The following is a 15,282-nucleotide window of genomic DNA, read 5'->3' as shown; positions in this document are numbered from 1 at the left end:
CAGGGTATGCGCAAAGGTCAGCCCGCCCGATCAGAGGTTCTCGTAGCGGTTCATGTCCAGCACCCCCGCCTCGACCGGCTCGGTCTCCTTGATGAAGCTGTTCAGGTCATGGAAGTAGCGCCAGAACTCGGGGTGGCTGCGGCGCACACCCCAGCGCATGACGATACGCTCGAAGCGCGCAGCATCATCCCTGGCGTACTCCATGTCCTCGACGAACTCCGGCACATCGCCGGCCGGGATGTTGAAGATGAAGTTGGGGTAGCTGCTGAGCACGCCCGGGTACAGGGTCAGCGTGTCCAGGCCCGGCTGGTAGCGGTACGCCTCACCCAGCAGGAAAGCCACGTTGCTGTGCGCGCGGTTGCGCAGCAGGCTGTACACCTGACGCTGGCCACCCTGCCCTTCGATGCGCAGCAGGGTCGCCTCGGGCAGCTGGTTGATCACCTTCAACCCGGCAGCCGGGCGCGACACCAGGCGGCTGAGCGACTGTTCGACATTGCGGAACTCTTCACTCATCTGCGGCCGAGAGCAGTACGCACCCTGGCAGCGGTTGATCGGGTCCGGCGCGGCATTCAGGCTGCCGGTGCGCTGCAACAGCTTCAGGCCAAAGTCGCGCTTGGGGTCGCGCGGGTCGAGCTTGATGCCTGTTGGGGTGTCGGTGTCGATGTCCTCGTAGTCCATCCACATCTTCACCTTGCCGCTGTTCTGGTACCAGTCGCCGAGGATCGCCTTGCGCTGGTCGGCGGGCATCAGGCGCAGGAAGTTGATTTCGGCACCGTTGCGGATCAGGTCGAAGTACAGGCGCGTCTGCAACTGGTGCGAGACGTTGCCGAACACGTCGAAGTTGACCGCCAACTGGTAATAGGTACGTTCGAACAGCGGGTAATCGAACAGCCACACGGTCAGTGGCACGTCGCCGACCAGGCCCTTGGTCACCGCGGCGCTGTCGAAGTGGCGGAAGATGCTCAGCAGCGCGTTGTCGTTACCGGCCCACAGGGTGGCCCAGCCCGGCGCCGGCATATCGGCGTAGGCTTCGCGGCGCAGTTTCTCGTACTCGTTGCGCTTGTCGCGGTAGGCGTGCCACAGGCTCAGCACACTGCCCACGTCATCGATCTGCCCAGGCATGGCCAGCAGCGGCGTGGCCTCGCCGCGGTACTGGGCATCGGTGATGTAGCGGTCATGGGCCGGCTCCTGGAACAACGCCCAGAAGTTGTCGCGGATCACATCGGTGGCGATCTGCCCACGGCACACCGGGCCGCGGATGAAGGTGCGCACGAAGTACTCGGCGTTATCCAGCATGAACTGGTAGCGCGCCACCGCCGGAATCGCCTCGAAGGTCTCGAACGGGTTGGCCCGGTGGCGCGGGCCGTAGCCTGGCAAGGCAGCGGCATGCCAGTCGCCGGCGTAGAACAGTTGCTTGACCCGCTTGAGCTTCTGCGGCCCCATCGGGTAGGTGATGTGGGTCTTGTGCACGATCACGCCCTGCACCGGAATCAGGCGGTAATAGAAGTCGGTGCCCGGCGGGTCGTTGGGGCGGCGCGTGGCGATCAGGTCGACCGGCTGCCCACTCGGCGTGCGCGAGCGCACCCACTGGAAGAAGTGGCCCTGCTCGCCTCCGGCGAAGTAGATGTGGGCCAGGAACAGGTGCTCGTACAGCCAGCGGCCGACCAGCGCCTCGGTGGAGCCGGGGCGGTTGAGCAGTTCTTCCCATTCGGCGATCTGCGTGGCTTCGATCGCGCTTGGCTTGACTGGCTGGTATTCGACCGGCGCACCGGCAGCCAGCCAGCGGCGCAGGGTGGCGTATTCCTGGTCGGTCAGGCCGGTCACCGCCAGCGGCATGCCCTCCTTGGGGTGGGCGCCGGCATAAGCGTCGAACTCCTCGGGCAAGGGGCACATATTGTTGCGGTTCAGGCCCAGGACGATCTCTTCAGGCAGCTTGGCGTTGGGCGTAAGCGGGGTCTTGTGCCCCAGCTCCAGCATGCGTGCCATCAACGCGGCCTGGCTGCCCTGGCTGTCGAGCACCGAATAGAAGCCTTTCTTGCGCCACTCGCCCTCGCTGTGGGCGTCGTAGAACAACCGCGTGGTGGGCACCGCCCTGCTGCGCTCGCCCTGGTAGACCGGGACCTTGGTCGCACCGCGCACGGCGCCCTCGGGGCTTTCCAGCTTCAGCTGGCAGGCGGCATCGTTGCAGGCGTGGCAGGCCACGCATTTCTCGGTGAAGATCGGTTGGATGTCCCGGGTATAAGAGATAGCCGGGCTCGACTGTGGGGCTTGCGCGAACGCCACGCTACTGATGAACAGCGCGACAGCGGCGGCAAGAATACGATGCACCATGTGCGGAAAGTCCTGGGAATTGAAACCATCACGTTTTTGCCTGATCGTCCTTGGATGCGCTGCCTGCAGGCCTGCCCAACATGAGCAGTTTTCATGCAAATGGGCGACATGCCTAAAAACCGCGCAGCTTTGTTATGATTCGGCACCTTCTGAAATTTGCCCGACCAGGTAGTTCCTATGTCCGACCGTAGCGCTCGTCTCCAAGCACTCCAGAACGCCCTCGAAGAGCGCATCCTGATCCTCGACGGCGGCATGGGTACTATGATCCAAAGCTACCGGCTCGAGGAACACGACTATCGTGGCACGCGCTTCGCCGATTGGCCAAGCGATGTCAAAGGCAACAACGACCTGCTGCTGCTCAGCCGCCCCGATGTGATCGCCGCTATCGAGAAGGCCTACCTGGATGCCGGGGCCGATATCCTCGAAACCAACACCTTCAACGCCACGCAGATCTCCCAGGCCGACTACGGCATGGAAGCGCTGGTGTACGAGCTGAACGTCGAAGGCGCACGCATCGCCCGCCAGGTGGCCGACGCCAAGACCCTGGAAACCCCGCACAAGCCGCGCTTCGTCGCCGGCGTGCTCGGCCCGACCAGCCGCACCTGCTCGATTTCCCCGGACGTCAACGACCCTGGCTACCGCAACGTCACCTTCGACGAACTGGTGGCCAACTACATCGAGGCCACCCGCGGCCTGATCGAGGGCGGCGCCGACCTGCTGCTGATCGAGACCATCTTCGACACCCTCAACGCCAAGGCGGCGATCTTCGCCGTGCAGCAGGTGTTCGAAGAAGACGGTATCGAACTGCCGATCATGATCTCCGGTACCATCACCGACGCCTCCGGGCGCACGCTGTCGGGGCAGACCACCGAGGCATTCTGGAACTCGGTTCGCCATGCCAAGCCGATTTCCGTGGGCCTGAACTGCGCCCTCGGCGCCAAGGACCTGCGCCCGTACCTGGAAGAGCTGGCGACCAAGGCCGACACCCACGTCTCGGCCCACCCCAACGCCGGCCTGCCCAACGCCTTCGGCGAATACGACGAGACCCCGGCGGAAATGGCCGCCGTGGTCGAAGAGTTCGCCGCCAGCGGCTTCCTCAACATCATCGGCGGTTGCTGTGGCACCACGCCAGGGCACATCCAGGCCATCGCCGAGGCCGTGGCCAAGTACCCGCCGCGCAAGATTCCACAGATCGCCAAGGCCTGCCGCCTGTCAGGCCTGGAACCGTTCACCATCGACCGCCAGTCGCTGTTCGTCAACGTCGGCGAGCGCACCAACATCACCGGCTCCGCCAAGTTCGCCCGGCTGATCCGTGAAGAGAACTACACCGAAGCCCTGGAAGTTGCCCTGCAGCAGGTCGAGGCCGGTGCCCAGGTGATCGACATCAACATGGACGAAGGGATGCTCGACTCCCAGGCCGCCATGGTCCGCTTCCTCAACCTGATCGCTGGCGAGCCCGATATCTCGCGCGTGCCGATCATGATCGACTCGTCCAAGTGGGAGGTGATCGAAGCGGGCCTCAAGTGCATCCAGGGCAAGGGCATCGTCAACTCGATCTCCATGAAGGAAGGCGTCGAGCAGTTCAAGCACCATGCCCGCCTGTGCAAGCGCTATGGCGCCGCGGTGGTGGTGATGGCGTTCGACGAGGTCGGCCAGGCCGATACCGCCGCACGCAAGAAGGAAATCTGCCAGCGCAGCTATGACATCCTGGTCAACGAGGTGGGCTTCCCGCCGGAAGACATCATCTTCGACCCGAACATCTTCGCCGTCGCCACCGGTATCGAGGAGCACAACAACTACGCCGTCGATTTCATCGAGGCCTGTGCCTACATCCGCGACCACCTGCCGTACGCACTGAGTTCGGGCGGCGTGTCCAACGTGTCGTTCTCGTTCCGTGGCAACAACCCGGTGCGTGAAGCGATCCACTCGGTATTCCTGTACCACGCGATCCAGAACGGCCTGACCATGGGTATCGTCAACGCCGGCCAGCTGGAGATCTACGACGAGATCCCCGCCGAGCTGCGGGAAAAGGTCGAGGACGTCGTGCTCAACCGCACCGCGCATGGCACCGATGCACTGCTGGCCATCGCCGACGACTACAAGGGCGGCGGCGCAACCCGTGAAGTGGAAAACGAAGAGTGGCGCTCGCTGCCGGTGGAAAAACGCCTGGAGCATGCGCTGGTGAAGGGCATCACCGCGTTCATCGTCGAAGACACCGAGGAATGCCGCCAGCAGTGCGCGCGCCCAATCGAGGTGATCGAAGGCCCGCTGATGAGCGGCATGAACGTGGTCGGCGACCTGTTCGGTGCGGGCAAGATGTTCCTGCCGCAGGTGGTCAAGTCGGCCCGCGTGATGAAACAGGCGGTGGCCCACCTGATTCCGTTCATCGAAGCCGAGAAAGGCGACAAGCCGGAGGCCAAGGGCAAGATCCTGATGGCCACGGTAAAAGGCGACGTACACGATATCGGCAAGAACATCGTCGGCGTGGTGCTGGGCTGCAACGGCTATGACATCGTCGACCTTGGCGTGATGGTACCGGCCGAGAAGATCCTGCAAACCGCCCGCGAGCAGAAGTGCGACATCATCGGCCTGTCCGGCCTGATCACGCCGTCCCTCGACGAGATGGTCCACGTGGCCCGCGAAATGCAGCGCCAGGGCTTCAACCTGCCGTTGATGATCGGCGGCGCCACCACCTCCAAGGCGCACACCGCCGTCAAGATCGAACCCAAGTACAGCAACGATGCGGTGGTCTATGTCACCGACGCTTCACGTGCCGTGGGCGTTGCCACCCAGTTGCTGTCCAAGGAGCTGAAAGCGGGCTTCGTCGAGAAGACCCGCGAGGAATACGAGCAAGTGCGCGAGCGCACGGCCAACCGCAGTGCCCGCACCGAACGCCTGAGCTACGCCCAGGCCATTGCAGCCAAGCCGCAATACGACTGGGCCGGCTACCAACCGGCAGTGCCCTCCTTCACCGGCGTCAAGGTGCTGGAGAACATCGACCTGCGCACCCTGGCCGAATACATCGACTGGACGCCGTTCTTCATTTCCTGGGACCTGGCCGGCAAGTTCCCGCGCATTCTCACCGACGAGGTGGTTGGCGAGGCGGCCACGGCGCTGTACCAGGATGCGCGCGAGATGCTCGACAAGCTGATCGATGAAAAGCTGATCAGCGCCCGTGCGGTGTTCGGCTTCTGGCCGGCCAACCAGGTGGGCGATGACGATATCGAAGTGTACGGCGACGACGGCCAGGCCCTGGCTACCCTGCATCACCTGCGTCAGCAGACCATCAAGCCGGACGGCAAGCCCAACTGGTCGCTGGCCGACTTCGTCGCGCCGAAGGCCAGCGGTGTCACCGATTATGTCGGCGGTTTCATCACCACCGCCGGCATCGGTGCCGAGGAAGTGGCCAAGGCCTATCAGGACAAGGGTGACGACTACAGCTCGATCATGGTCAAGGCCCTGGCTGACCGCCTGGCCGAAGCCTGTGCCGAATGGCTGCACGAGCAGGTGCGCAAGGAACACTGGGGCTATGCCCGCGACGAGCACCTCGACAACGAGGCGCTGATCAAGGAGCAGTACCGCGGCATTCGCCCGGCACCGGGCTACCCGGCCTGCCCGGACCACACCGAGAAGGAGACCCTGTTCCGCCTGCTGGACGGCACGGCCATCGGCGAAACCGGGCCGAGCGGCGTGTTCCTCACCGAACACTTCGCGATGTTCCCGGCGGCGGCCGTCAGCGGCTGGTACTTTGCCCACCCGCAGGCGCAGTACTTTGCCGTGGGCAAGGTCGACCGCGACCAGATCGAGAACTACAGCGCGCGCAAAGGCCAGGACATCAGCGTGAGCGAGCGCTGGCTGGCGCCCAACCTCGGCTACGACAGCTAAGTCCTCTGGGCCGCCTTGCGGCCCATCGCGACACAAGGCCGCGCCTGCAGGAACATGCAAGCCCTGGCAGGCGCGGCCTTGTGTCACGACGGGCTGCGCAGCAGCTCCAATAGCTACCTACACTGTCCCTGATTGCCTCTGATTCCCCAGGAGCCACCATGGACGATTCCAGCCAGGGCAAACCCCCAACCTTCTGGCAGATGCTGCACAGCATCCTCGCCGCCGCCTTCGGCGTACAAAGCGGCAAGAACCGCGCCCGCGACTTCACCCACGGCAAGGCCAGCCATTTCATTGCGCTGGGGACGCTGTTCACCCTGGTGTTCATTGCCGTATTGATCGGCCTGGTGCAACTGGCCCTGCACCTTGCCCGCTAGCCGCCAGCGCTCTGTTCGCTGGCGCGATGAAGCGCCTGCGGGATTCCCTCCCGCAGGCGCCCTGGCTGCATCATGGTCTTGAAGACAAGTCTACTGGTGGCTGACCCAATACACGGCGGTGACCACCACCAGGACGATCAGGCAGAGGATCGCCCAGGCATCGACACTGCTGTCAGCTTTACGGACCTTGGTTGAGTTTCCCATTGCATTGCCTCTTGTAGTGGTTATGGGAATGCACTTCACACCAGCAGTTAAGACGAGCAATGCCCTTCGCTCAAGCAGGGTCTTTCAATAATCGATCGGCGACAGCAGAAACGGGTACTGGTAGCTGGCCGGACGCCCTTCGGCGCTGTACTGCTGGAAATCGACGCCGTAGTCGGCCCGTTCCTGCAGTTGCAGCCAGTGCCTTGCCTTGGCCTGGTCGATCAGCTGCAGCACCGGCACGCTGTGCACGCGCAGGCCGTCGCGGTTCACCGGCAGCCCCTGGGCGTCATCGTGCAGCAGCACCATGGCCCAACCGCCGAGGGTGAAATGCCCGCCCATCAGCACGCTCAGGCGCCCGTCGATACGCGCGCGCAAGGCCTCGGGCGAAGCGTTCACGGCGGCGAACAATACGTCATGCCCCGGTCGGCGGCCTGCCTGCTCGAATGCCTGCATGGCGCCAAAGGCCATCTCGTCATTGGCCGCCCACACCAGGCGCGTGCCCGGGTAGCGCTCCAGCAGTTGCCGCGCCTGCTCGTAGGCACGCTGACGGTTCCAGCCGCCATACACCACCTGGCGCAGGCGCACCTGGGGATGATCGGCCAGGGCCCGACGCATGCCCTGTACGCGCAACTGCGAGGCCGGCGTGGTCTTGACCCCGGCGAAGGCCACCAGGTCCACCGGCCCGCTGTCACGGGGCAGTTGCGCGGCCATCTGCTGCAACATCTGGAAGCCGGCCTGCTCGTCGTTGCTGACCAAGGTACCCAGGGGCTCGGCATACTTGTCGGGCTGGGCCTCGATACTGGTTGCCTGGCTGGCGGTCAGGCCGTTGTTGACCAGGAACAGCTTGACCCCGGTGCCACGCGACAGGCGCATGATTTCCGGGGCTACATACTGCTCGTTGACCAGCACCAGGTAGTCCGGCCGCTGCGGCCCGCTCAGGATCGCCCTCGCGCGGCTCAGTGCCAGGTCGGCACGGCGCTCGCTGTATTCCACGCGCAAGGTCATGCCCAGCTCGTCTGCGGCGGCCTGCATGAAACGGGTATAACTGGTCCAGAACGTCTCGGAGGACAACCCCGGGTTGAGAAATACCACCGAAGCCGGTTGCGCTGTGGCCGTCAACGGCAAGACAAGACACAAGCTTTGGCATAACGCCTTGAGCATGGGGAGAAAACCCTGCGAAGCAAACAGCGGATTATAAACGCCGGGCCACGGCCAGCGCACAAATGGCAGTCAATCTCACATAGTCCGTTTGGTTCTTTTCATATGCAAAAACATCACTTTAGCGCATAAACGCAACCTGCTATCGTTCCCCGGCTCCGAACCGGAGTGCGCGGCCGTGCGCGCGAATAGCTGCATGCCTGAGACAGGACTTTTATGTACGTATACGACGAGTACGATCAGCGGATCATCGAGGACCGCGTCAAGCAGTTCCGTGATCAGACCCGCCGCTACCTGGCCGGGGAACTGAGCGAAGAAGAATTCCGCCCTCTGCGCCTGCAGAACGGCCTTTACATCCAACGTTTCGCACCGATGCTGCGTGTCGCCGTGCCGTACGGCCAGTTGAACGCCCGCCAGGTCCGCACCCTGGCCAAGATCGCCCGCGATTACGACAAGGGCTACGCCCACATCTCCACCCGCCAGAACGTACAGTTCAACTGGCCGGCGCTGGAAGACGTCCCGGACATCCTCGCCGAGCTGGCCACCGTGCAGATGCATGCGATCCAGACCAGCGGCAACTGCCTGCGCAACACCACCACCGACCAGTTCGCCGGTGTCGCTGCGGACGAAATCATCGACCCGCGCCCGTGGTGTGAAATCGTCCGCCAGTGGACCACCTTCCACCCGGAATTCGCCTACCTGCCGCGCAAGTTCAAGATTGCCATCAACGGCTCGCAGGAAGACCGCGCCGCCATCGAGGTGCACGACATCGGCCTCGAGCCGGTGCGCAATGCCACTGGCGAACTGGGCTTCCGCGTCCTGGTCGGCGGTGGCCTGGGCCGTACGCCGGTAGTCGGCTCGTTCATCAACGAGTTCCTGCCCTGGCAGGACCTGATCAGCTACCTCGATGCCATCCTGCGCGTGTACAACCGTTACGGCCGCCGTGACAACAAGTACAAGGCGCGCATCAAGATCCTGGTCAAGGCCCTTACCCCGGAAGTGTTCGCCGAGAAGGTCGAGGCCGAAATGGTCCACCTGCGCGGCGGCAGCACCACCCTGACCGAAGCCGAAGTCCAGCGCGTTTCGCGGCACTTCGTCGACCCGGACTACCTGGCCCTGGACAACGTCGACTACAGCGCCCTGGATGCCGAATACCCAGGCTTTGCCCGTTGGCGTTCGCGCAATACCCGCGCCCACAAGCGCCCGGGCTACGTGGCCGTGACCTTGTCGCTGAAGCCCACCGGCGTTGCCCCGGGCGACCTGACCGACAAGCAGCTGGACGCCGTGGCCGACCTGGCCGAACGCTACAGCTTCGGCTTCCTGCGCACCTCGCACGAGCAGAACATCATTCTCGCCGACGTCGAGCAGCGCCAGCTGCACGCGCTGTGGCTGGAGCTGCGCGAAGCCGGCTTCGCCACCCCGAACATCGGCCTGCTGACCGACATCATCTGCTGCCCGGGTGGTGACTACTGCTCGCTGGCCAACGCCAAGTCGATCCCGATCGCCGAGTCCATCCAGCGCCGCTTCGACGACCTGGACTACCTGTTCGACATCGGCGAGATCGACCTGAACATTTCCGGCTGCATGAACGCCTGCGGCCACCACCACGTGGGCCACATCGGCATCCTCGGCGTGGACAAGAAGGGCGAGGAGTTCTACCAGGTATCGCTGGGCGGCAATGCCGCGCGTGGCGCGAGCCTGGGCAAGATCCTCGGCCCGTCCTTCGCCCAGGACGACATGGCCGATGTGATCGAGAAGCTGATCGCCGTGTACGTCGAGCAACGTACCGAGGAAGAGCGTTTCATCGACACCTACCAGCGTATCGGCATCGACCCCTTCAAGGAACGCGTCTATGCAGCGAATCATTAAGAACAACCAGATCGTCGACGAAACCTGGCACCTGCTGCCCAAGGACACCTCGTTCGACGAGCTGACCAACTGCGACGACTATATCGTCCCGCTGCAGATGTGGCGCGACCATGCCCATGCCCTGAAAGCCCGCGACGGTGGCCTGGGTGTGTGGCTGGACAGTGACGAGGAAGCGGAAGAAATTGGCGACGACGTGCAACACTTCCAGGTCATCGCGCTGAACTTCCCGGCCTTCACCGACGGGCGCAGCTACTCCAATGCACGCCTGCTGCGTGACCGCTACGGCTACAAGGGCGAGCTGCGTGCGATTGGTGACGTGCTGCGCGACCAGCTGTTCTTCATGGCCCGCTGCGGCTTCGATGCGTTCGCCATCCGTGCCGACAAGGACCCGGAAGACGCGCTGCAAAGCCTGAAGGACTTCTCGGTGACCTACCAGGCCGCCGCCGACGAGCCGCTGCCGCTGTTCCGCCGCCGCTGACCGTCCCCGGCTGTACCAGACGGCCCTCCTTCCTGGCGGGCCGTTGCGTTTCGGTGCCAGCATTCCCCTGGCAACAGTCACAGCACAACGGCCTATTCTTGCATCTCGGTCAAAGGACCTTGGCCGCGCCCCACCTTAATCAATCCGCTACAAACCCGCACACTGCTCCCCACATGAAGAGCGATCGAACCGGGCGCACAGGCTCGGTCCGGCCCCACCTCACTCACCAGGAACAGAACATGAGCATTCCATCCTTCGGCCTCGGCACCTTCCGTCTCACCGGCCAGACCGTCATCGATTCGGTCAAGGCAGCCCTGGAACTGGGCTATCGGGTCATCGACACCGCACAGATCTACAACAACGAAGCTGAAGTCGGCCAGGCCATCGCCGAAAGCGGCGTGCCGCGCAGCGAGCTGTTCATCACCACCAAGATCTGGGTAGCCAACTACGCGGCCGACAAACTGATCCCCAGCCTGCGCGACAGCTTGCAGAAATTGCGTACCGACCATGTCGACCTGCTGCTGATCCACTGGCCAGCCCCGGGCAACGGCGTTGAGCTGCCCGAGTACATGGCCGCCCTGGCCGAAGCCAAGGCGCTGGGCCTGACCCGCCAGATCGGGGTGTCCAACTTCAACATCGAGCTGACCCGCCAGGCCATCGACGTGGTCGGCAAGGGCCAGATCGCGACCAACCAGATCGAGCTCAGCCCGTACCTGCAGAACGGCAAGCTGGCTGCATTCCTCAAGGAGCAGGGCATTACCGTCACCTCGTACATGACGCTGGCCTACGGCAAGGTCCTGAAAGACCCGGTCCTGGCCGACATCGCCGCCAGGCACAAGGCCACGGTCGCCCAGGTTGCCCTGGCCTGGGCCCTGCAGCAGGGCTACGCGGTGATCCCGTCGTCGACCAAGCGCGAGAACCTGGCCAGCAACCTGCTCGCCCAGAGCCTCAAGCTGGACGCCGAAGACATGGCCCGGATTGCCGGGCTGGAACGCAATGGCCGCGAAGTCAGCCCCGACGGCCTGGCCCCAGCCTGGGATTGATCGCCATGACCTCTCAAGCCATGAAAAGCGGCCGGGTACTCTTCGCCCTGGCCATCGGCGCCTTCGGCATCGGCACCACCGAGTTCACCCCGATGGGCCTGCTGCCAGTGATCGCCCAGGGTGTCGAGGTGAGCATCCCCAGTGCCGGCATGCTGATCACCGCCTATGCCATTGGCGTGATGGTCGGCGCCCCGGTCATGACGTTACTGTTCAGCCGTTTCGGCAAGCGCGCAGCGCTGATGGCGCTGATGGCCATCTTCACCCTGGGCAACCTGCTGTCGTCGTTGGCACCGGACTATTACACCCTGCTCGCCTCGCGGCTGGTCACCAGCCTCAACCACGGCGCGTTCTTCGGCCTTGGCGCGGTGGTGGCGGCCAGCGTGGTGCCCAAGGAGAAACAGGCCAGTGCCGTGGCGACCATGTTCATGGGCCTGACCATTGCCAACATCGGCGGCGTACCGGCGGCCACCTGGGTCGGCCAGCAGGTCGGCTGGCGCATGGCCTTTGCCGGCACCGCCGCACTGGGCCTGCTGGCCATGGCCGCACTGTGGTTCGCCCTGCCCAAGGGTGAGCGCGGCAGCGTGCCGCATGTGCGCAAGGAGCTGGCGGTCATCGCCCGCCCCAGCGTATTGCTGGCGATGGCCACCACGGTGCTTGGCGCCGGTGCCATGTTCACCTTGTACACCTACGTCGCCCCGGTGCTGGCCGAACTGACCGGCGCTTCGGACAGCTTCGTCACCCTCGGCCTGGTGCTGATCGGTGTGGGCTTCACCCTGGGCAACAGCCTGGGCGGGCGCCTGGCCGACTGGTCGCTGGACGGTGCAGCGCGGATCTTCCTCGCAGCGCTGGCGGCCATCATGCTGCTGATGCCGCTGGTGCTGGGCAGCCATATCGGCGCCGCCCTGGTCTTGCTGGTGTGGGGCATGTTCACCTTTGCCGTGGTGCCACCACTGCAGATGCGGGTGATGATCGCGGCCATCGAGGCACCGGGGCTGGCGTCGTCGATCAACGTCGGTGCGTTCAACCTGGGTAACGCCCTGGGCGCTGCGCTGGGTGGTGCGGTGATCAGCCTGAACCTGGGTTATGCGGCGGTGCCAATGGCCGGGGGCGTGCTCGCGGCAGCCGGGCTGCTGCTGGTTTGGCTGGGCGGGCGCCGCAAGGCGGTCGAAAACACCGCTGCCGACGCGGCCTGATCGCGACCACCTGCAGAAGCGGGACTGTGCCTGGCCTGGCAGCCAGGCATTGTTCCAGGCAATGCAATTAAGAAGTGCCAGGCACATCCATTCTCTGGCCACGCAGCGGCGGCTAAGCTCCTCACCAGCCAATCGAACCGAGGAGTAGCCCATGTCCCGCCCACCCCTGCCGCCCTTCACCCACGCAAGCGCCATCGAAAAGGTCCGCCTGGCCGAGGATGGCTGGAACAGCCGCGACGCGGCCAAGGTCGCGCTTGCCTATACCGTCGACACCGTGTGGCGCAACCGCGTCGAGTTCCCCCGCGGCCGCGCCGAGGTCGAAGCCTTCCTGACGCGCAAATGGAACCGCGAACTGGAGTACCGCCTGATCAAGGAGTTGTGGGCCTTCACCGGTAACCGCATTGCCGTGCGTTATGCCTACGAGTACCACGACGACAGCGGCCAGTGGTACCGCGCCTATGGCAACGAAAACTGGGAATTCGCCGACGACGGGCTGATGCAGAACCGCCATTCGAGCATCAACGAACAGCCCATCAGCGAAGCCGAGCGCAAGTTCCACTGGCCATTGGGCCGGCGCCCGGATGATCACCCCGGGCTCAGCGAGCTGGGGCTCTGATCAGCCTGTCGGCAGCGTGACCCTGACTTCCAGGCCACCCCCTGGGCGGTTGCCCAAGGTCACGCTGCCGCCCTGCTCCAGCACGATGGCCCGTGCTGCCGGCAGGCCCAGCCCGACGCCACCGGTATTACGGTTGCGCGAGCCTTCGATGCGGTAGAACGGCGCGAACACCTGCTCGTGCAGCTCCGGCGCGATACCCGGGCCACGGTCCTGCACGCTGATTTCGATCTGCCCGGTACCTAGCGCCAGCGACACTGTGGGGTCACGGCCATACTTCGCGGCATTGTCGATCAGGTTGACCAGCACCCGCCTGATACCCATCGGCCGCCCCTCGTACACGCAACGACGTGGCCCGCTCAGCCCCACCTCCACGCCGGCATCCCTGAAATCGTCCACCACGGTCGACAGCAACTCGCCCAGGTCGAACACGGTGGCCTGCTCCAGCCGCGCATCGTCGCGGAAAAACGCCAGCGCCGCTTCGACCATCGCCTGCATCTCGTCAACATCCTTGAACAGCCTGGCCTGCAGTTGGGCATCATCAATGAACTCGGCGCGCAAACGCATGCGCGTCAAGGGCGCACGCAAGTCATGGGAAATGGCCGCAAGCATCTGGGTGCGGTCGTTGAGAAAGTGCTTGAGCTGCGCCTGGGTGGCGTTGAACGCAAGAATCGCCTGGCGCAGGTCGTGCGGGCCGACCACCGGAATCGGTGGCGCGTTGAAGTCCTTGCCAAAACGCCGTGCGCCTTCGGCAAAACGCTCCAGCGGCTTGGCCAGGTAGCGCGTGGCCAGCAAGGCAACGGCAAGGCTGGAGAGCAGCATCAGGGTCAGGATGATCAGGTTGCGTGGCAGCTCATCCAGCCCCCAGCTGCGGGCAGTGGCGCGGAACAGCACCCAGGACTTGTCGCTCAGCTCGATCATCAGCGCATAGCCACGCTCAGGTGCGTATTCCGGCATGTCGGACGGTTCGAAGGCTTCGATCCTGGCATCCGGGCGCTTGAGCAGCGCGCGCAGGATAGGCGTGCCCTCGCTGAACTCGGCATCGACCAGCGCGGGCACGCCGGCTTCGTCATGGCGGCGTAACCAGCGCACCGAGTAGCTGCCGTCGCCCGCCGCGCTGGCGATGCTGGCCCGCTCTGCCAAGGACGCGACATCGAGAATGCGGGTAACCGCTGCGACCTTTTCGATCACGCCGCTTTCCAGCAGCGGTGGCTGCGCCCAGACACTCAGCAGCAGGCTGAACAGGCCTTTGAGCAGCAACAGGAAGAGCATCGCCGTCAGGGTGGTCAGCGCGATCCAGCGGGCAATGGTGATCTTCGGCCGTGGCAGGGCCTGGCGAACCCGGGCAAGCAGGCTCATCGCCTGGCGACCGTGGGCGTGAACAGGTAACCGGCGTTGCGCAAGGTGCGGATCAAGGGCTCGTGGCCGTGCTCGCTTTCAAGCTTGCGGCGCAGCCGGCTCACCTGGACGTCAACGCTGCGGTCATAGGCCTCGTAGGCATCGCCACGGGCCAGGTCCAGCAACTGCTGGCGGCTGAGCACCCGGCGCGGATGCTCGGCGAACACCAGCAACAGTTCGAATTCACCGTTGGACAAGGGGATCATGACGTTGGCCGGCGAACGCAATTCGCGCCGCACCACGTCCAGCCGCCAGCCGGCAAACTCGAGGATCGCGCAGGCATGGCCCGCGGCGCCAGCGGCTGCGCGACCAGCCGCTTCGCCGGCACGCCGCAGCACTGCCCTGACCCGCGCCAGCAATTCACGCGCGGCGAACGGCTTGGTCAGGTAGTCATCCGCGCCCAGCTCCAGGCCCACCACCCGGTCACTCAGCTCGCCCATGGCGGTGAGCATGATCACCGCCACCTTGTGCTCGGCCAGCAAGCGCTGGCACAGCACCAGGCCGCTATCACCCGGCAGCATCACGTCGAGAATCACCAGGTCTGGCACCCGCCGTTCGACGGCCTGCCAGAGCGCTTTGCCGTCCCTGGCCACGTCCACCTCGTAACCGTGCTGGCGAAGAAACTTCTGCAGCAGGTCGAGTACTTCGACATCGTCGTCGACTATCAGCAAATGGCTCACTGGAACCCACCAAAACAAGAAATCCAGCGGTACTTTAAGGCCATCTCCCGCCAGCC

The 15,282-nt window shown here is 64.5% G+C and carries 11 protein-coding genes; 7 read left to right on the top strand and 4 right to left on the bottom strand.

Going from position 1 to position 15,282, the window contains the following annotated elements; translation table 11 throughout:
* Window positions 1-30: 30 nt before the first annotated feature.
* Window positions 31-2,331, bottom strand: coding sequence for a fatty acid cis/trans isomerase (locus tag ACLEJP_RS00215; RefSeq protein WP_440803449.1), 2,301 nt, complete (start codon window positions 2,329-2,331; stop codon window positions 31-33).
* A gap of 177 nt (window positions 2,332-2,508) precedes the next feature.
* Between ACLEJP_RS00215 and metH the strand changes: the two genes are divergently transcribed.
* Both metH and ACLEJP_RS00205 read left to right on the top strand, forming a co-directional pair.
* Window positions 2,509-6,216: a methionine synthase gene (gene metH / locus ACLEJP_RS00210; RefSeq protein WP_440803446.1), complete on the top strand. Its 3,708-nt coding sequence runs from the start codon at window positions 2,509-2,511 to the stop codon at window positions 6,214-6,216.
* Window positions 6,217-6,374: 158 nt separating this feature from the next.
* A complete protein-coding gene (locus ACLEJP_RS00205) occupies window positions 6,375-6,590 on the top strand; it encodes a DUF2970 domain-containing protein (RefSeq protein ID WP_003256398.1) in 216 nt (71 codons plus the stop codon).
* A 288-nt stretch (window positions 6,591-6,878) separates the two neighbouring features.
* Here ACLEJP_RS00205 and ACLEJP_RS00200 read toward each other — a convergent pair whose 3' ends face one another.
* Window positions 6,879-7,955 (bottom strand): ABC transporter substrate-binding protein, encoded by a 1,077-nt coding sequence (locus tag ACLEJP_RS00200; protein WP_440803444.1) that lies wholly within the window; start codon window positions 7,953-7,955, stop codon window positions 6,879-6,881.
* 213 nt (window positions 7,956-8,168) lie between these two features.
* Between ACLEJP_RS00200 and ACLEJP_RS00195 the strand changes: the two genes are divergently transcribed.
* The 5 genes from ACLEJP_RS00195 to ACLEJP_RS00175 all read left to right on the top strand — a co-directional run bounded on the left by ACLEJP_RS00195 (window position 8,169) and on the right by ACLEJP_RS00175 (window position 13,151).
* Window positions 8,169-9,821: a nitrite/sulfite reductase gene (locus ACLEJP_RS00195; RefSeq protein ID WP_440803442.1), complete on the top strand. Its 1,653-nt coding sequence runs from the start codon at window positions 8,169-8,171 to the stop codon at window positions 9,819-9,821.
* Complete coding sequence (locus tag ACLEJP_RS00190) at window positions 9,805-10,299, top strand: DUF934 domain-containing protein (RefSeq protein WP_440803439.1); 495 nt, start codon at window positions 9,805-9,807, stop codon at window positions 10,297-10,299. Before ACLEJP_RS00195 ends, ACLEJP_RS00190 begins: the two co-directional genes overlap by 17 nt.
* A 239-nt stretch (window positions 10,300-10,538) precedes the next feature.
* Window positions 10,539-11,342: a 2,5-didehydrogluconate reductase DkgB gene (dkgB, locus tag ACLEJP_RS00185; RefSeq protein WP_440803438.1), complete on the top strand. Its 804-nt coding sequence runs from the start codon at window positions 10,539-10,541 to the stop codon at window positions 11,340-11,342.
* Between the two features lie 5 nt (window positions 11,343-11,347).
* Window positions 11,348-12,535 carry an MFS transporter gene (locus tag ACLEJP_RS00180; protein ID WP_440803436.1) on the top strand — a complete coding sequence of 396 codons (1,188 nt, stop codon included), beginning with the start codon at window positions 11,348-11,350 and terminating at the stop codon, window positions 12,533-12,535.
* Window positions 12,536-12,686: 151 nt separating this feature from the next.
* Entirely contained in the window at window positions 12,687-13,151 is a 465-nt protein-coding gene (locus tag ACLEJP_RS00175) for a nuclear transport factor 2 family protein (protein WP_440803433.1), read from the top strand.
* Here the strand turns inward: ACLEJP_RS00175 and ACLEJP_RS00170 are convergent, their stop codons facing one another.
* Window positions 13,152-14,507: an ATP-binding protein gene (locus tag ACLEJP_RS00170; RefSeq protein ID WP_440803430.1), complete on the bottom strand. Its 1,356-nt coding sequence runs from the start codon at window positions 14,505-14,507 to the stop codon at window positions 13,152-13,154.
* Complete coding sequence (locus ACLEJP_RS00165; protein WP_440803427.1) at window positions 14,504-15,226, bottom strand: response regulator; 723 nt, start codon at window positions 15,224-15,226, stop codon at window positions 14,504-14,506. The genes ACLEJP_RS00170 and ACLEJP_RS00165 overlap by 4 nt, the downstream gene beginning before the upstream one ends.
* Between the last annotated feature and the right edge of the window lie 56 nt (window positions 15,227-15,282).

Source organism: Pseudomonas sp. SMV7, assembly GCF_052041995.1.
GTDB lineage: Bacteria > Pseudomonadota > Gammaproteobacteria > Pseudomonadales > Pseudomonadaceae > Aquipseudomonas.
Note: the sequence above shows the minus strand (reverse complement) of the source record. Positions and strands in the feature narration are given on the sequence as shown.